The organism is Klebsiella sp. BDA134-6 (assembly GCF_015601345.1).
GTDB lineage: Bacteria > Pseudomonadota > Gammaproteobacteria > Enterobacterales > Enterobacteriaceae > Klebsiella > Klebsiella grimontii.
The window spans coordinates 378992-395020 of record NZ_CP064784.1; the positions used below are offsets into that span (position 1 = coordinate 378992).

Annotated in this window: 16 protein-coding genes and 1 pseudogene; 11 read left to right on the plus strand and 6 right to left on the minus strand. The window is 53.3% G+C overall.

The window, feature by feature from the left end; all coding sequences use genetic code 11:
• Positions 1-21 precede the first annotated feature (21 nt).
• The 4 genes from tyrB (at position 22) to IYV58_RS01755 (ending at position 3040) form a co-directional block, all read left to right on the plus strand.
• Positions 22-1215: an aromatic amino acid transaminase gene (gene tyrB / locus IYV58_RS01740; RefSeq protein WP_004127815.1), complete on the plus strand. Its 1194-nt coding sequence runs from the start codon at positions 22-24 to the stop codon at positions 1213-1215.
• Between the two features lie 197 nt (positions 1216-1412).
• Positions 1413-2126 carry an acid phosphatase AphA gene (gene aphA / locus IYV58_RS01745; RefSeq protein ID WP_004127818.1) on the plus strand — a complete coding sequence of 238 codons (714 nt, stop codon included), beginning with the start codon at positions 1413-1415 and terminating at the stop codon, positions 2124-2126.
• Between the two features lie 141 nt (positions 2127-2267).
• The gene (locus IYV58_RS01750; protein WP_049115957.1) at positions 2268-2684 is read left to right on the plus strand and encodes a secondary thiamine-phosphate synthase enzyme YjbQ; all 417 of its coding nucleotides are present in this window, start codon (positions 2268-2270) and stop codon (positions 2682-2684) included.
• A 2-nt stretch (positions 2685-2686) separates the two neighbouring features.
• The gene (locus IYV58_RS01755; protein ID WP_004127822.1) at positions 2687-3040 is read left to right on the plus strand and encodes an MmcQ/YjbR family DNA-binding protein; all 354 of its coding nucleotides are present in this window, start codon (positions 2687-2689) and stop codon (positions 3038-3040) included.
• A gap of 8 nt (positions 3041-3048) precedes the next feature.
• Here the strand turns inward: IYV58_RS01755 and IYV58_RS01760 are convergent, their stop codons facing one another.
• The 3 genes from IYV58_RS01760 to uvrA form a co-directional block, all read right to left on the minus strand.
• A complete protein-coding gene (locus tag IYV58_RS01760) occupies positions 3049-3360 on the minus strand; it encodes a hypothetical protein (protein WP_049115955.1) in 312 nt (103 codons plus the stop codon).
• Between the two features lie 2 nt (positions 3361-3362).
• On the minus strand, positions 3363-3773 hold the full coding sequence (locus IYV58_RS01765; protein WP_004127825.1) for a hypothetical protein: 411 nt from the start codon (positions 3771-3773) through the stop codon (positions 3363-3365).
• 132 nt (positions 3774-3905) lie between these two features.
• On the minus strand, positions 3906-6731 hold the full coding sequence (gene uvrA / locus IYV58_RS01770) for an excinuclease ABC subunit UvrA (protein ID WP_004097797.1): 2826 nt from the start codon (positions 6729-6731) through the stop codon (positions 3906-3908).
• Positions 6732-6977: 246 nt separating this feature from the next.
• Between uvrA and ssb1 the strand changes: the two genes are divergently transcribed.
• Positions 6978-7505: a single-stranded DNA-binding protein SSB1 gene (ssb1, locus tag IYV58_RS01775; RefSeq protein ID WP_004097799.1), complete on the plus strand. Its 528-nt coding sequence runs from the start codon at positions 6978-6980 to the stop codon at positions 7503-7505.
• Between the two features lie 86 nt (positions 7506-7591).
• Here the strand turns inward: ssb1 and IYV58_RS01780 are convergent, their stop codons facing one another.
• Positions 7592-9163, minus strand: a complete 1572-nt coding sequence (locus tag IYV58_RS01780) for an MltF family protein (protein WP_004127827.1) — start codon at positions 9161-9163, stop codon at positions 7592-7594.
• A gap of 597 nt (positions 9164-9760) precedes the next feature.
• Here IYV58_RS01780 and IYV58_RS01785 point away from each other — a divergent pair.
• From IYV58_RS01785 to iraM, 3 genes and pseudogenes are all read left to right on the plus strand, one after another.
• Positions 9761-10024 (plus strand): hypothetical protein, encoded by a 264-nt coding sequence (locus IYV58_RS01785; RefSeq protein ID WP_004127830.1) that lies wholly within the window; start codon positions 9761-9763, stop codon positions 10022-10024.
• Positions 9922-10649: pseudogene (locus IYV58_RS01790) on the plus strand (BamA/TamA family outer membrane protein); the annotation flags it as partial. The gene IYV58_RS01785 and the pseudogene IYV58_RS01790, both read left to right, overlap by 103 nt.
• A 319-nt stretch (positions 10650-10968) precedes the next feature.
• Positions 10969-11358, plus strand: coding sequence for an anti-adapter protein IraM (gene iraM, locus IYV58_RS01795; RefSeq protein WP_049115948.1), 390 nt, complete (start codon positions 10969-10971; stop codon positions 11356-11358).
• 146 nt (positions 11359-11504) lie between these two features.
• On the opposite strand, the gene IYV58_RS01800 is transcribed toward iraM, so the two are convergent.
• Entirely contained in the window at positions 11505-11786 is a 282-nt protein-coding gene (locus tag IYV58_RS01800; protein ID WP_004097808.1) for a YjcB family protein, read from the minus strand.
• Between the two features lie 544 nt (positions 11787-12330).
• Here IYV58_RS01800 and IYV58_RS01805 point away from each other — a divergent pair.
• On the plus strand, positions 12331-13935 hold the full coding sequence (locus IYV58_RS01805) for an EAL domain-containing protein (RefSeq protein ID WP_004127839.1): 1605 nt from the start codon (positions 12331-12333) through the stop codon (positions 13933-13935).
• On the opposite strand, the gene soxS is transcribed toward IYV58_RS01805, so the two are convergent.
• Positions 13920-14249, minus strand: a complete 330-nt coding sequence (gene soxS, locus IYV58_RS01810; protein ID WP_195729382.1) for a superoxide response transcriptional regulator SoxS — start codon at positions 14247-14249, stop codon at positions 13920-13922. The two genes, IYV58_RS01805 and soxS, sit on opposite strands and share 16 nt — an antisense overlap.
• 84 nt (positions 14250-14333) lie before the next feature.
• Here soxS and soxR point away from each other — a divergent pair, with 84 nt between their 5' ends.
• Together soxR and IYV58_RS01820 are read left to right on the plus strand one after the other, a co-directional pair.
• On the plus strand, positions 14334-14792 hold the full coding sequence (soxR, locus tag IYV58_RS01815; protein ID WP_004097815.1) for a redox-sensitive transcriptional activator SoxR: 459 nt from the start codon (positions 14334-14336) through the stop codon (positions 14790-14792).
• A gap of 258 nt (positions 14793-15050) precedes the next feature.
• Positions 15051-15719 carry a glutathione S-transferase family protein gene (locus IYV58_RS01820; RefSeq protein WP_004127844.1) on the plus strand — a complete coding sequence of 223 codons (669 nt, stop codon included), beginning with the start codon at positions 15051-15053 and terminating at the stop codon, positions 15717-15719.
• Positions 15720-16029: the final 310 nt, after the last annotated feature.

The window sequence follows — 16029 nt, forward strand, 5'->3', positions numbered from 1 at the left end:
GTAAACCTGGAGAAACATCCCGTGTTTCAGAAAGTTGACGCCTACGCTGGCGACCCCATTCTCTCCCTGATGGAGCGTTTCAAAGACGATCCGCGTAGTGACAAAGTAAATCTCAGCATCGGTCTTTATTACAACGAAGACGGCATTATTCCGCAGCTGCAGTCGGTTGCCGCAGCTGAGGCGCGCCTCAATGCCCAGCCGCATGGCGCCTCAGTCTATTTACCGATGGAAGGGCTGAACACCTATCGTCACGCTATCGCGCCGCTGCTGTTCGGTGCCGATCATCAGGTGCTGGCGCAAAATCGCGTGGCCTCCATTCAAACGCTGGGCGGTTCCGGCGCCCTGAAGGTGGGCGCTGATTTTCTGAAACGCTACTTCCCGGAGTCGCGTGTTTGGGTGAGCGACCCGACATGGGAAAACCACATCGCAATATTTGAAGGGGCAGGATTCGAAGTAAGTACTTACCCTTGGTTTGATGAGAAGACCAATGGCGTACGTTTCGCGGCGTTCCTGGAAAAACTCAATTCGCTAGCGGAGCGAGATATTGTGCTGCTGCATCCGTGCTGCCATAACCCAACGGGAGCCGATCTCAGCAACGCCCAGTGGGATCGGGTGGTTGAGGTACTGAAAGCGCGTAATTTGATTCCTTTCCTCGATATCGCCTATCAGGGCTTTGGCGCAGGAATGGAAGAGGATGCTTACGCAATCCGCGCCATTGCGAACGCCGGCATGCCAATGCTGGTCAGCAACTCGTTCTCAAAAATCTTCTCCCTGTACGGTGAGCGCGTTGGCGGGCTGTCAATCGTCTGTGAGGACGCTGAAACCGCGATTCGCGTGCTGGGGCAATTAAAAGCGACCGTACGTCGCAACTACTCCAGCCCACCGAACTTTGGCGCACAGGTTGTTGCGGCGGTACTGAGCGACAGCGAGCTGAAAGCCTCATGGTTGGCGGAAGTGGAAGGGATGCGTACCCGTATTCTGGCCATGCGTCAGGAGCTGGTTAATGTGCTTAAAGATACGGTGCCGGGCGGTAATTTTGACTATCTTCTGAAGCAGCGCGGAATGTTTAGCTATACCGGGTTCAGCCCGGCCCAGGTCGACCGCCTGCGCGATGAGTTTGGCGTCTACCTGATTGCCAGCGGACGCATGTGCGTCGCGGGACTGAATTCACGCAACGTTCAGCGCGTGGCCCAGGCCTTTGCCGCGGTGATATAAATCCTTACAGACCGCTTTTGCCCTCGCCAACATTTTGGTGAGGGTCATTCCCTTCCTGAAGTGTGATCATTCTCTTTTTATATGACATCTGAGCAGAAAAACCTTCCTATCCGCCTCAGCGGGGGGTAAGGTCTGGGTGCATTAATAAGCGTACACATTATTGAAAACTATAACGATTCGATTATTTAGGGAAAAATATGCGCAAGATCACCCTGGCCTTTGGGGCCATCTGCTTACTGTTCACGCTAAATAGCTCCGTCGTTGCTCGCGCCTCCACGCCGCAGCCGCTGTGGACGGGCACCAATATGGCGAAACTCGCCGAACAGGCGCCGATCCATTGGGTTTCCGTGGCTCAGATTGAAAATAGCCTGCTGGGACGCCAGCCGATGGCCGTCGGCTTTGATATTGATGATACCGTCCTGTTCTCCAGTCCGGGCTTCTGGCGCGGGCAGAAAACCTATTCCCCCGGCAGCGATGATTACCTGAAAAATCCGGAGTTCTGGGAAAAAATGAACAACGGCTGGGATGAATTCAGCATGCCGAAAGAGGTGGCGCGCCAGCTGATTGCGATGCACGTGAAGCGTGGCGATAGCATCTATTTTGTCACCGGACGCAGCCAGACCAAAACCGAAACGGTATCAAAAACTCTGCAGGACGATTTTCTCATCCCGGCAGCGAACATGAACCCGGTTATTTTTGCCGGCGATAAGCCTGGTCAGAACACCAAAACGCAGTGGCTGCAGGAGAAGGGCATTAAAGTCTTCTACGGCGATTCAGATAACGATATTTCTGCCGCCCGTGAGGTTGGCGCCCGCGGTATCCGCATCCTGCGGGCATCCAACTCTTCCTATAAGCCGCTGCCAATGGCAGGCGCTCAGGGTGAAGAGGTGATTGTGAATTCAGAATATTAAGCTGACGACGGCTTAATTATGAATTGCTAAAACGGCAGCCAGCGCGCTGCCGTTTTTTTGTGCAAAATAGCGTACCAAAGGTTTTACCTTTTCGCTTATTGCTGCACACTTAGGAAGGTTCATTAGTAGAAGGAGTCGCCTATGTGGCATCAGCAAACCCTGACGTTAGGCCCAAAATCAAGGGGCTTCCATCTGGTCACTGATGAAATTCTCGGTCAAATCCGCGAACTATCGCGGGTGAAAACGGGCCTGCTGCATATGCTGCTCCAGCATACATCTGCTTCCCTGACGCTTAATGAAAACTGCGATCCGACCGTCCGTTACGATATGGAGCAGCATTTTCTTACTGCCGTACCGGATAACGCGCCGTATGAACACGATTATGAAGGTCCTGATGATATGCCCTCGCACATTAAGTCGTCGATGCTGGGCGTATCGCTGATGCTGCCCGTTCGGGATGGGCGCGTCAGGCTAGGGACCTGGCAGGGGATCTGGCTCGGGGAGCATCGTATTCATGGCGGATCGCGCCATATCATCGCGACGCTGATGGGGGAATAAAAATGACAATTTCGGATTTATTGCAGTACTGCATGGCCAAGCCGGGCGCGGAACAAAGCGTACATAGCGACTGGAAAGCGACGCAAATCAAAGCGGCTGACGTACTGTTTGCGATGATAAAAGAGGTAGAGGACAACCGGCCTGCGGTATCGTTAAAAACCAGCCCCGAGCTTGCAGAGCTGCTGAGGCAGCAGCATCGCGATGTGCGACCCAGCAAACATCTTAATAAAGCCCACTGGAGCACGGTGTTTCTTGACGGCTCCCTGCCTGATTCACAAATTTACTATCTGGTGGATGCGTCATATCAGCAGGCGCTTGATTCTCTTACTGAAAACAAGCGTAAGCTGTTGTCATAAAGCGATATTCAACCCAGCAGCGCCAGTAGCGTCATATCAAGCAGACGAAGCAGCGTGGACTGAAGATGTCTCTGCATGGCGATATGCGCGTTATTGGCGCGAATGCGGGCAATATCGCGCTGCCCTTGTAGAAGCAGAACCAGGTCGTCATGGGTTAACCAGCCGCGCGCTTTCTCCTGTAATGCCTGGAGCATAAGCGTCCCGGCGTCGCGAATGTCGCTGTCGTCATCATGAACGATCGCGTGCATAAGCTGTAACCACTCTGCCGCATTCACGCCGGAGTCGGTTAACTGGGTACTTAACTCTTCTATGGTGGACATGCTCACCTTCCTGAACGCCGCTGTTCGCCGCTGATGGCCTGCTGGTAAAGATTTTCCGTTTGTTGCGTCAGAATCCCGGCCTCGAAGGGCGTTAGCGCAGTATCCTGGCTGGCTACGTGCCGGTACAGCCGCTGATAATTTTTCTCCAGCACGAGCAGATTATTCTGCCGTAGCGCATCGCTATCGCTTAACGCCAGGCTAAATTGCTGACGAATCTGGCGATCCTCTTGCCTGAGTAATTGTCGGTTGACCGGCGCGGCGGCCGCATCGCTGATGAACTGCAGATGAAGCTGTTCCAGCATCAGCAGTTGCTGATGAGCCGTGCTGCTGTAGCCGTCTACCCAGCTGCAGGCGGCTATCAAAAACAACGCTGCGGCGAGGGCCAGGCGATAAACTCCGGGCTGTAAATACATGATCCATCCTGCAATTTATGGCTGTGGTGCTATCTGATGACAGATGCCGTCCGGCTGCAAATCACAAAATATCAGTGGGAAAAAATGAGAGGAAATGGTGCCTCTTCCCGGGACGGAAAGAGGCAGATGAGATTACTTCAACATGGGCTTGAGGAAGCGAGCCGTATAGGAGGCCTCGCACTCGGCGACCGTTTCCGGCGTACCGGAAACGAGGATCTCTCCGCCGCCGCTTCCGCCTTCCGGCCCAAGGTCAACGATCCAGTCAGCCGTCTTGATGACGTCCAGGTTGTGCTCAATCACCACAATGGTATTGCCCTGGTCGCGGAGCTGATGCAGAACTTCCAGCAACTGTTGAATATCGGCAAAGTGCAGGCCGGTAGTCGGTTCATCAAGGATATACAGCGTTTGCCCGGTACCGCGTTTGGACAGCTCGCGCGCCAGCTTGACGCGCTGGGCCTCGCCGCCGGAGAGGGTGGTCGCTGACTGACCCAGACGAATATAGGTCAGGCCGACGTCCATCAGCGTTTGCAGCTTACGCGCCAGCGCCGGTACCGCATCGAAGAACTCACGCGCTTCTTCGATGGTCATATCCAGCACTTCATGAATCGTTTTGCCTTTGTACTTAATCTCCAGCGTTTCGCGGTTATAGCGCTTGCCTTTGCACTGGTCGCACGGCACGTAGATATCCGGCAGGAAGTGCATCTCGACTTTGATCACGCCGTCGCCCTGACACGCTTCACAGCGACCGCCGCGCACGTTAAAACTGAAGCGGCCCGGCGTGTAACCGCGCGAACGTGATTCAGGTACGCCGGCAAACAGTTCACGGACTGGCGTAAAGACGCCGGTGTAGGTGGCCGGGTTAGAACGCGGCGTACGGCCGATGGGGCTCTGGTCGATATCAATGACTTTGTCGAAATGTTCCAGCCCCTGCACGTCGCGGTACGGCGCCGGCTCGGCGATGGTGGCGCCGTTGAGCTGACGCTGAGCAATCGGAAACAGCGTGTCGTTGATCAGCGTGGATTTACCCGACCCGGAAACGCCGGTAATGCAGGTGAAGAGGCCCACCGGCAGCGTCAGCGTCACGTCTTTCAGGTTGTTTCCGCGCGCGCCGGACAACTTCAGCACTTTCTCCGGATTGGCGGGCACGCGCTGTTTCGGTACTTCGATTTTACGCTTGCCGCTCATGAACTGGCCGGTCAGCGATTCCGGCACCGCCATAATATCTTCCAGCTTGCCTTCAGCCACGACCTGACCACCGTGTACCCCGGCACCCGGGCCGATATCGATAACGTGGTCGGCGGCGCGAATAGCGTCTTCATCGTGCTCAACGACGATCACGGTATTGCCGAGATTTCGCAGATGGATCAGGGTGCCCAGTAGGCGTTCGTTATCGCGCTGATGCAGGCCGATAGAGGGCTCATCCAGTACGTACATCACGCCCACCAGGCCCGCGCCGATCTGGCTGGCGAGGCGGATACGCTGCGCTTCGCCGCCTGAGAGGGTTTCCGCCGAACGGGAGAGCGTCAGGTAGTTCAGACCGACGTTAACGAGGAACTTCAGGCGATCGCCAATCTCTTTCAGGACTTTTTCAGCGATTTGCGCACGCTGGCCGGAGAGCTTCAGGTTGTTGAAGAAGTCCATCGCGTGGCCGATGCTCATGTCCGAGATGGTCGGCAGCGGGGTATTTTCCACGAAAACGTGCCGCGCTTCACGCTTCAGGCGGGTCCCTTCACAGCTGGTGCAGGGACGGTTGCTGATGAATTTCGCTAACTCTTCACGTACCGCGCTGGATTCCGTCTCTTTATAACGGCGCTCCATATTATGCAGCACACCTTCGAACGGATGGCGGCGCACCGAGGTGTCGCCGCGATCGTTCATATATTTGAATTCAATATTCTCTTTGCCTGAGCCATACAGGACCACTTTTTGTACGCTGCTATTCAGCGTGCCCCAGGGGGCTTCAACATCGAATTCATAGTGTTCCGCCAGCGACTTCAGCATCTGGAAGTAGTAAAAATTGCGCCGATCCCAGCCGCGAATCGCCCCGCCCGCCAGTGACAGCTCTGGGTTCTGAATGACGCGTTCCGGATCGAAATACTGCTGTACGCCGAGACCATCGCAGGTCGGGCAAGCGCCAGCCGGGTTGTTGAAGGAGAACAGGCGCGGTTCCAGTTCGCGCATGCTGTAGCCGCAAATCGGGCAGGCGAAGTTGGCGGAAAACAACAGCTCTTCGGCTTTCGGATCGTCCATATTGGCGACGATAGCGGTGCCGCCCGACAGCTCCAGCGCGGTTTCAAAAGACTCGGCCAGGCGCGTGCTGAGATCGTCGCGTACCTTAAAGCGGTCAATCACCACTTCAATAGTGTGTTTCTTCTGCAGTTCCAGCTTTGGCGGATCGGAGAGATCGCAGACCTCGCCGTCGATCCTCGCGCGGATGTAGCCCTGCCCGGCGAGATTTTCCAGGGTTTTGTTATGCTCGCCTTTGCGCTCTTTAATGATCGGCGCCAGCAGCATCAGGCGCTGTCCTTCTGGCTGGGAGAGCACGTTATCGACCATCTGGCTCACGGTTTGCGCCGCCAGCGGGACGTCGTGATCCGGGCAGCGCGGCTCGCCGACGCGCGCGTACAGCAGACGCAGGTAGTCGTGAATTTCGGTAATGGTGCCTACCGTTGAACGGGGGTTGTGGGACGTTGATTTCTGTTCAATGGAAATCGCCGGCGACAGCCCTTCAATATGGTCGACGTCGGGCTTCTCCATCAGCGACAGGAACTGCCGCGCGTAGGCGGAGAGCGACTCAACGTAGCGACGCTGCCCTTCGGCATACAACGTGTCGAAAGCCAGTGAGGATTTGCCTGAACCCGAAAGCCCGGTGACGACAATGAGTTTGTCGCGCGGGATGACGAGGTTGATATTTTTGAGATTATGGGTGCGGGCGCCCCGAACTTCGATCTTATCCATTCACCTTTCCCGGTAGATACGCGGATTGCCTGGTTTGTTAGAAGGACAAACGGCAGAAACGGCTAATTATGACACAATTTAACCTGTTTGAATATACAGTATTGGAATGCATTTTCCGGTGGGATGTGTAAAAATGTCGCACCGCGAGAGTTATCTGGAACCTACTTCCCAGCTATCAACATAGCACCTGGAAATGGTACACTCGCGCGTTTACACTATTAAGAAACGCATTCAGGAGACACAAACATGGCCAGCAGAGGCGTAAACAAGGTGATTCTCGTCGGTAATCTGGGCCAGGACCCGGAAGTACGCTACATGCCGAGTGGTGGCGCAGTTGCCAACATTACGCTGGCTACTTCCGAATCCTGGCGTGATAAAGCGACCGGTGAGATGAAAGAGCAGACCGAATGGCACCGCGTTGTGCTGTTCGGCAAACTGGCGGAAGTGGCCGGCGAGTATCTGCGTAAAGGTTCTCAGGTCTACATTGAAGGCCAGCTGCGTACGCGTAAATGGACTGATCAATCCGGTCAGGAAAAATACACCACTGAAGTTGTGGTTAACGTTGGCGGCACGATGCAAATGCTCGGCGGTCGTCAGCAGGGCGCGGGCGCCCCGGCGGGCGGCGGTCAGCAGCAGGGCGGTTGGGGTCAGCCTCAGCAGCCGCAGGGCGGAAACCAGTTCAGCGGCGGTGCGCAGTCTCGTCCGCAGCAGCAGGCTCCGGCAGCCCCTTCCAATGAGCCGCCGATGGACTTTGACGACGATATCCCGTTCTAATCGCGATTAGACGTTGTGAAGTCTGTTCCGAAAAAGCCCCTGACCGGGGCTTTTTCTATTTTAAAACGCAGGTTATCAGCGCTATTTCACTGCGAAGCGGGCGTGGCCGCAGCGGCTGGTACGGCTGGCGTCGCTGTCGCGGGCGGCAAGGCCGGATTTTTGGCGGCAGCTGTCGCCAGCTGCTTGCGCGCCATTTCATCCACAATCAGCCGGTAAGCGATGTAATATTTATAGATATTGCTGACATAGCTTACGGTCTCGGAACCGATCTTCTCGGCGGCCAGATATTCCACGTTGCCAAACCAGATGTTTGGGTCAAAACCGCGCTTTTTGGTATCCGCCCGCAGTCGGGCGATGCGCGCGGGGCCCGCATTATAAGAAGCGAATGAGAACAGCGCCTTATCAAGCTGGGTCATCGGTTCATCGCCATAGTAGCGGTCTATCATCCAGCGCATATATTTCACCCCAGCATGAATATTGGGATCGAGCTGCTTAATATCGCCGACGTTCAGCTCCCTGCCGGTGCCCGGCATCACCTGCATAACGCCAATTGCGCCGACGTGGCTACGAACCGACTGATTTAGCCGCGACTCCTGATAGCCCTGCGCCGCCATCAGCAGCCAGTCAACGTCGTAGCGATCGCCATATTTGCGGAAGATCTCCACCATGGTCAGAAATTTACGCCGCTCTTTTTGTGCTGCCGCGTTTTTAACGTATCGGGCATCCTTCAGGTAGCGCAGCAGAATCGTATTACCCAGCTTGCTGCCCTGACGATTTTTGTTGATGAATTCATTAAGCAAGGCCAGCAGCTGCGGGCTGTTGTTGCGTACTGCCCAGCCGATATTGCCTTCGTTGCGCAGAATGATGTTTTGATGAACCTGAATTCTGGGGAAGACCTGCTTCCAGAACAGGGCCTTGTGGCGGTCGACGACGGTCAAGGGAATCAGGCCCGCGCTGAGCATCTCTATCAAATCTTCATCCTCCAGCGCTTCAGGCGCCGGTGTGATGGTGATAGGGGGCAAAGATTGCTGCGCAAAGCGCGCGTTGAGCGCGACCAGGCTCTCGTAATAGCTCGATGAGGTACGCACAAAGACCGTTTTACCGGAAAGCTGCTGCAGATTGTCCACTTTGGGGGAACCCGGGCCGGAAAGGAGCAGCTCCTGAACGTGAGAGTATATCGGCGCGGTAAAGGTCATCTCCTGCTGGCGAGCGGGGGTAATCGTCAGGTTGGCGGCGATAATATCCCCTTTACCAGCGTTAAGCGCGCTGATGAGCTGGTCGCGGGCAACCGGCACAAAGATGATACGGACCTTAAGATGACGATGTTTGAGCTTTTTCTCCTTCGCCAGGCTTTGGTTAAGGCTACGCTCAAACTCCATAAAAATATCGTGCGTGGCGCCGCGCTGAGTGCCTTTGTTAATAAAGAAAAAGGTTTTGCTGAAGGTGGTTAATACGCGAATAGTTCGCCGGTCGAGCATGCCGGGTAAATCTCCCTTCCATGGTTGTAGCATATCGTCAACGTTGACCTCCAGAGCCTCGCGTTCTTCTGGCTCTGACAGTTTGTTCTCAGTGGCGGCGTAAACGGAGGTGAAGCATAGCAGGGCGGCAAGGCATGCGAGCCCACCGACAAGGTATCGATAGAACGATGAAGTGTTCATGGCGCGGTGCTCCGCAGGGGGATTTTCTTATTTTAGTCAATTCCACGCCGTTAGCATCCCCGGCGATCGAGAATGTCGGTCGGTTAATCAGCTATTTTATTAATTAACAGGCTCAGTATTTATAGTGGAGTAATAAAGAAATAGATGTCAGTAATTATGGAGATAATATGATCAGATTGTGTTTTTTTTGGTGTGGATATATTTTAATTATTTAAAGTGCTAATAAGAAATAAGCGCAAATAATTATTTCATTTTTTTGTTTTTATTGGATTATTTAAATTTATTGGTGTGATGCATAGTTATCTACTTGATAATACATCTCATTTCTAATAACGTTGTGTGGCACAATACTCCTATTACTGCTGTTGGGCAAATGCTATCAAAGAATAGCACGGTGCGTTTATTTCTTCATTTTTGCCAAAGTAAAAAATCTATTTTGGCCGATCATTATTTATTGCTGTTCCGCTATTTAAGCTGGAGGGCCCGGCTACGCCAAAAGCAGAGATACTGCGCTTGCATGAAAGTCATTGCCGTTGTTTATCTGGCTGATGAAGAAGACGCGCCCCGACAGCTAAAAAGAAAAACAGGGCATATTCCATGAAACACGATTCATACTACTCGCTGGCCGTGCTGATCCCGATGGTCATCTGGGGAGGGACGCTGCCGGTTCAGGCCGCTGATGGCAGCACGCCAGACGATATGAAGAAATCTGAAACGGCTGCGGGAAATGATGATGAAACGATGGTGGTTACCGCGGCGGCGCCACCTATAGCGCCAATGACTATTTTGCCAGCGTTGGCTGGAGCTATAACAACCTCGATCGCGGCTTCTTCCCGCGCGCGGGGAATAAAAGCAGCCTGACCGCCAAGGTTACCGTGCCCGGTTCGGATAACAGCTATTACAAAGTCACTTTCGATACCACCCAATATATGCCGCTGACCGAGAGCAAAAGCTGGGTGTGGATGGAGCACCTGCGAGCGGGCTATGCCGATGGGCTAAACGGCAAATCGGTACCGTTTTATGATAATTTTTATGCCGGCGGATCGTCGTCGGTTCGCGGTTTTTCGTCGAATACGATTGGCCCAAAAGCGGCTTATTATCGTTGTAATGGTTCTGAAAGCAGCTACAGCGCCTGTCAGCTGGACTCATCATCCGATGCGGTTGGCGGTAACGCGATGGCGGTGCTGAACAGCGAGTTTATTGTGCCGACGCCGTTTGTGAATGACAAATACGCCGACAGCCTGCGGACGTCGCTATTCCTCGATGCCGGTACGGTATGGAGCACCTCCTGGCAAAATACCGGCCAGACGCTGGCGGCCGGGATCCCTGACTATGGCGATCCGTCGCATATCCGGATGTCTGTCGGGATTGCGGTGCAGTGGATGTCGCCGCCAGGCCCGCTGGTATTCTCTGGGCCGAGCCGTTTAAAAAATACGATGGGGATAAAGCCGAGCAGTTTCAGTTTAATATCGGCAAAACCTGGTAATCCCCCAGGTGATTATTATTCGAGTCGTTCAGTCTCTTTCTGCTTAATGCAAAAATAACACTACAGGCTATCGATTCTGATGGCCTGTAATTTATTGTCAGTATGTTTTAATTTATGTATAGGCCTGCGCGCATTGTTTTTGGCTATTATGGCTAATCATTCATTATTAGATCGCCATATTCATGGTAAGCCTTATTGAGTATCAGTAATGTTGAGAATTGTCTAATATCAAATTATTCGGCGACAACCTTGCGGGTAGCAATGATGGATGCTATCAATATATAGAGTCATTTATCAGCAATGCCTGCAAGGATAAAAAATGAAATGGACTATTCATAATACGCTTGTGTGCCCGTATTCCGGCGTGGCTTTCTCTTCGATTTCCAGCCTGCGTTTTTTAAAATTTATTCTTTGGTATGAAGCTGACATTTTGTTGCTGCCGGGAGAGTCGATGAAGCTCTATTCGTCTGGCGTGTTAATTAACGAGCAGTATCACGCGATAAGGGTTTATAACGTTACGCGATACGACGAGACGCAATGGGATAAATTACGTGAGCGGCCCTCCTGTCCCTACCAGTCTACCGCCACGGCGGCGGCGTCCTGTGCTTACCAGGCGCACTGCGCGATAAAGCGCTGCCCGAACGATTTTTCTCGCGGAGCGCCAGAGCAGGCTTCCGGACGGCGCGACGTCGGTCAGCGGATGCGCTAAAACCTGGCGGCTATGTTGCCATGGCTGCGGTTTATGCCGGTGATATATTTATGCTGTCGCAGAGGGGGAAATTGCTGCGCACCTGTCCAGGCCAGGGAGTGACTGCCCGGTCAGGTGCACCGGCGCCCGGCCAGGGCGGGCGGACATCAGGTCATCATCATCGGCCATTCCGGCGGGGTCTGACTCATGACTTCAATCATCACGTCCTTGATATTACCCCAGATTTTCGCCACGTCCAGCAGCGTGATACCTAACAGACCGGTGGCGAACCAGCAGGCCGCAGCCAGGCCCATACAGCTACAAATCACCGCTAAACCGGCATAATCGCTTTTACGTAGCTGAATGTTTAACGAGCTGGCCAGAAACATCAGCACTGCGCTCACGAGCGGCCAGCGCAAAAGTACGACACTGGTAGTAATGGAAGCCATCAACCTATCCTCAACGAAATTTGGCAGCCTTTGACAACCGGGTGAGACTGACGATGGTACGGTCTTCTGGTCATCTTCAGGCAAACAAGAATGTAATGAAACAACGTTTTTGTTTCATTAACTAATGTGAACTATATCACACTTGTTCTTTTATTGACCAGCCTAAAAAAGGTCTTTTATTGCGCCTTATAACCATTCTAATGATGTGGTTAATGGCGAGGGGGAGGATTGTTCTTTCAGCGTGAAGGCCGATTATAAGGGATTCCCGGCGACTTTTCTTTTTTATATAGGTTTATGTTCTACGGATTTTATTACTTATTCCGGCTAATTATACGGATAAACCGAATAACATAGTGGAGCTAATCTCATTCTGTTGAGAATGTTTCTCCAGACTTCTATAAGCCAGTATTATTCATAATTCATCGTCATGAGGTTTTTACGTCAAAGCATGTGTTGCTGAGATGCCCTAATTCATATCACAGTAAGCAGAGTCGTCGGGGCAGCTCACCTTGATTAAGGCGTATCGCATGGATAAGAAGCGGAAATGAATCATAGCGCGCCACGTAAGGCGTTGAGAATATTTGGCATCGTGTTAGTCATTCTGCTACCGGTGCTGCTGGCGTTGTGGTTTGCGCAGATACGCGCCAAAGCGGAAACCGGCGATCAGCTGCGGTTGTTTTCTCGGCTGGCGTTGCAAAAAACGGAGTTGGTGATTCATGAGGCCGACGAAGCGCGGGATAAAGCCCGTTTGTATCAGGGAGAGATATGTTCACCGCAACATCAGCAATATCTGCTCGGGATTGTTCGCGGTCTGCTCTATATCGACGATTTAATCTACGCCAACGGCACCCATTTTTTCTGCTCCACCTCGGTACGCCGCCCGACGGGGTGGCGGATTCCGGCCGCAACCTATACCAAAAAGCCGGATATCGCGATTTACTACTACCGCGAAACGCCTTTCTACCCAGACTACGCGATGAACTATATGCAGCGCGGTAACTATGTGGTGGTGGTGAATCCGCTTTCATATAGCGCGTTGATAACCAGCGACCGCAACCTCGCCTGGGGCGTTTTCGACACTAAAACCCGGCAGTTTTTTTCCGTCAGCAAGAATGCCGATCCCGCTGAGCTGCATCGTCTGATTCGTGCTGAAGAGGCTTTATTTCATCAGGATGGTCGCGTTTATACCATCGCTCATTCCAGCGTTCGCCCGATAGCCGTTATTATGTCGACCTCGCGCGTCAGCTATTTTCAGAATTTTTATAACCAGGTCACGTTGACGTTACCGCTGGGGCTGATTTGCAGCGTATTGCTTTTACTGGTGTGGTCGCGCACCCGGCAGCAGTACCACTCTCCGCGCAAGATGCTGCAGCGGGCGTTGAGTCGGCGCCAGCTGTGCCTGCACTATCAGCCGGTTATCGATATTAAAAATAACCGCTGCGTCGGCACCGAAGCATTATTGCGCTGGCCGGGCTTTGATGGCCCGGTGATGAGCCCGGCGGAGTTTATTCCACTGGCGGAAAACGAAGGGATGATCGCGCAGGTCACCGATTATGTGATAGAAGAGGTTTTTGCCGATCTTGGCGAGTTTCTGGCACGGCAGCCGCATCTGTACGTAGCGATTAACCTTTCCGCTTCCGATTTCCATTCCGCTCGCCTGATTGAGAACATCAACGAGAAGCTCCGCCGCTACGCGGTCAAGGCGGAACAAATTAAAATTGAAGTGACCGAACGCGGGTTTATCGACGTGGCGAAAACGACGCCGGTGATTCAGGCGTTCCGCGAGGCGGGATATGAAATCGCCATTGATGATTTCGGTACCGGGTACTCCAACCTGAACAACCTCCATGCGCTCAACGTCGATGTCCTCAAGATTGATAAATCTTTTGTCGACATGCTGACGAGCAACAGCACCAGCCACATGATTGCTGAGCATATTATCCAGATGGCGAACAGCCTGCGCTTAAAAATCGTGGCTGAAGGCGTCGAAACGGCAGGGCAGGTCGCATGGCTCCAAAAGCGCGGCGTGCAATACTGCCAGGGATGGCACTTTGCGAAAGCGATGCCACCGCAGGAGTTCATGCAGTGGCTGGCGAATGACCGCATCAGCCTCTGCCCTTATCAGCAGCCTTATCAGGCCGAAATTTGATGGCGATAGGAGGTAGGCGTACGGTCAAATTCGCGGCGGAACACCCGCGAGAAAGTCTGCTGCGACACGTAGCCGAGATCCATCGCGATATCAAAAATAGGACGCTGGGTGGTTCTTAGCGCTTCCGCGGCGAGCAGCAGGCGGCGCTGGCGAATGTAATCTCCCAGCGTTTGATGCATCACGGCGCGGAACATCCGCTGCAGATACCATTTCGAGTATCCCGATTTTCTGGCGACTATATCAATGTTAAGTGGTTGATCGATATGTTCATCAATCCATTCAATAAGCGTTTGGATAATATCCTGATGGGACATAAAGCGGCCTCTCTCAATTCTCGATTCGTCGTTTTGTCTGCGGGCGAGTATAATTCCTCAAGTTAACTTGAGGTAAAGCGCTTTATGGAAAAGAAATCACCCCGCATCAAAATGCTGCTGACGCCCGGCGAAGTGGCAAAACGAACCGGCGTGGCCGTCTCCGCGCTGCACTTTTATGAAAGCAAAGGGCTGATCCACAGCCAGCGCAACGCGGGTAATCAGCGGCGCTACCGGCGCGACGTCCTGCGCGCGGTGGCGATCATTAAGATTGCGCAACGTATTGGTATTCCGCTGGCAACCATCGGCGACGCGTTCGGCGTGCTGCCGGAAGGGCATAACCTCAGCGCCAAAGAGTGGAAGATGCTGTCGTCCCAGTGGCGGGAAGAGCTAGACCGACGCATCCATACCCTGACCGCGCTGCGCGATCAGCTCGATGGTTGCATTGGCTGCGGCTGTCTGTCGCGCCGCGATTGCCCGTTACGTAACCCCGGCGATAAGCTGGGTGAAGAGGGGACCGGCGCGCGATTGCTGGAAGATGACTAAAAAAACTAAAGCGCCACAACAGGGCGCTTTAGTTGTTTTCCGGTCTTGGTCTTTCGCACTATCCCGCTGGTACGCAGGAGGGTTTCCCCCGACGTCGGCTCACCTCAGTATTGCGCAATCTTTGATGGAGGTTCCGGTTTGCGCCGACACTTTAAGTGTGGCTCTTTTCTCTGAATTTGCCTCTTCCGTTTGCCGAAAAATTCCCGTCATTCGCCGCCTGTTCCTATAGTTAATTTGAACAAACAGCGGGAGAGGCCCATGTTAACGGTACATCATCTCAATCAGTCACGATCGCAGCGCGTATTATGGGCGCTGGAAGAGCTGCAGCTGCCTTATCAGGTTGTCTCTTATCAGCGGGGAAAGAATATGCTCGCCCCGGCGGAATTAAAAAGCGTTCATCCGCTGGGCAAATCACCAGTTGTAGAGGATAACGGCCATATTTTGGCGGAATCCGGCGCCATTCTGGAGTATTTACAGGAAACCTATGATAGCGCCCGGCGCTTAAAGCCTGAGTCGGTGGAAGATAAGCTGCAATATCGTTTTTGGCTGCACTACGCCGAGGGTTCGCTAATGCCCCTGCTGCTGATGAAGCTGGTATTTGCCAGCCTGGGTAAACCCCCAGTGCCGTTTGGCATGCGCACGCTGGGCAATGCGTTGGGCAAAGGGGTGCAAAAGGCGTGGCTTAACCGCCAGGTGGAAACCCATGCCCGTTTTATTGAGGCGCATCTTTCCCGCCAGCGCTGGTTTGCCGGCGCGGATTTAAGTATGGCCGATATTCAGATGAGCTTTCCGGCGATGGCGCTGCTGGCGCGCGGCGGCGTGGATGATTTACCGCATCTGACGCAGTGGGTTCAGCGCGTAGAGCAGCGTCCGGCCTGGCAGAAGGCGATTGCGCGCGGGGGACCATTTACCTTACCCGGCGAGTAAACTATTACTAAAGCCGATGACCGGCGAAAATTGCTATCAGCGCAATACAAAAATGTTACCGGATTGCGCATGGACGATAACGTTTGCGCATCGGCTGGTTATTTCCTGAACGTCATAAGCGAAATTTAGCGAAATACGACAAACTTCAGTTGAAAAGGCCCGTCTAAAGGCTGGATAATCGTTTGCCTTTTTATTTTGCTCATCATTTCCTCTGCTGACAGGGGGGAGCAAAGTCATTCTTCACACCGTATTGGATGCGCGGAGTTAAACGTTTGCTTTTCACAGCCCCTGGCGCTGCGATGTAGCACAA

What these genes read in the sequence shown, in the direction of transcription:
- iraM (WP_049115948.1), top strand. Translation starts at nt 10,969, where the DNA reads ATGAAATGGACTATTCATAATACGCTTGTGTGCCCGTATTCCGGCGTG.
- IYV58_RS01760 (WP_049115955.1), bottom strand. Translation starts at nt 3,360, where the DNA reads ATGTCCACCATAGAAGAGTTAAGTACCCAGTTAACCGACTCCGGCGTG.
- ssb1 (WP_004097799.1), top strand. Translation starts at nt 6,978, where the DNA reads ATGGCCAGCAGAGGCGTAAACAAGGTGATTCTCGTCGGTAATCTGGGC.
- soxS (WP_195729382.1), bottom strand. Translation starts at nt 14,249, where the DNA reads ATGTCCCATCAGGATATTATCCAAACGCTTATTGAATGGATTGATGAA.
- IYV58_RS01755 (WP_004127822.1), top strand. Translation starts at nt 2,687, where the DNA reads ATGACAATTTCGGATTTATTGCAGTACTGCATGGCCAAGCCGGGCGCG.
- IYV58_RS01765 (WP_004127825.1), bottom strand. Translation starts at nt 3,773, where the DNA reads ATGTATTTACAGCCCGGAGTTTATCGCCTGGCCCTCGCCGCAGCGTTG.
- soxR (WP_004097815.1), top strand. Translation starts at nt 14,334, where the DNA reads ATGGAAAAGAAATCACCCCGCATCAAAATGCTGCTGACGCCCGGCGAA.
- uvrA (WP_004097797.1), bottom strand. Translation starts at nt 6,731, where the DNA reads ATGGATAAGATCGAAGTTCGGGGCGCCCGCACCCATAATCTCAAAAAT.
- IYV58_RS01785 (WP_004127830.1), top strand. Translation starts at nt 9,761, where the DNA reads ATGAAACACGATTCATACTACTCGCTGGCCGTGCTGATCCCGATGGTC.
- IYV58_RS01805 (WP_004127839.1), top strand. Translation starts at nt 12,331, where the DNA reads ATGAATCATAGCGCGCCACGTAAGGCGTTGAGAATATTTGGCATCGTG.
- IYV58_RS01820 (WP_004127844.1), top strand. Translation starts at nt 15,051, where the DNA reads ATGTTAACGGTACATCATCTCAATCAGTCACGATCGCAGCGCGTATTA.
- IYV58_RS01750 (WP_049115957.1), top strand. Translation starts at nt 2,268, where the DNA reads ATGTGGCATCAGCAAACCCTGACGTTAGGCCCAAAATCAAGGGGCTTC.
- aphA (WP_004127818.1), top strand. Translation starts at nt 1,413, where the DNA reads ATGCGCAAGATCACCCTGGCCTTTGGGGCCATCTGCTTACTGTTCACG.
- IYV58_RS01800 (WP_004097808.1), bottom strand. Translation starts at nt 11,786, where the DNA reads ATGGCTTCCATTACTACCAGTGTCGTACTTTTGCGCTGGCCGCTCGTG.
- IYV58_RS01780 (WP_004127827.1), bottom strand. Translation starts at nt 9,163, where the DNA reads ATGAACACTTCATCGTTCTATCGATACCTTGTCGGTGGGCTCGCATGC.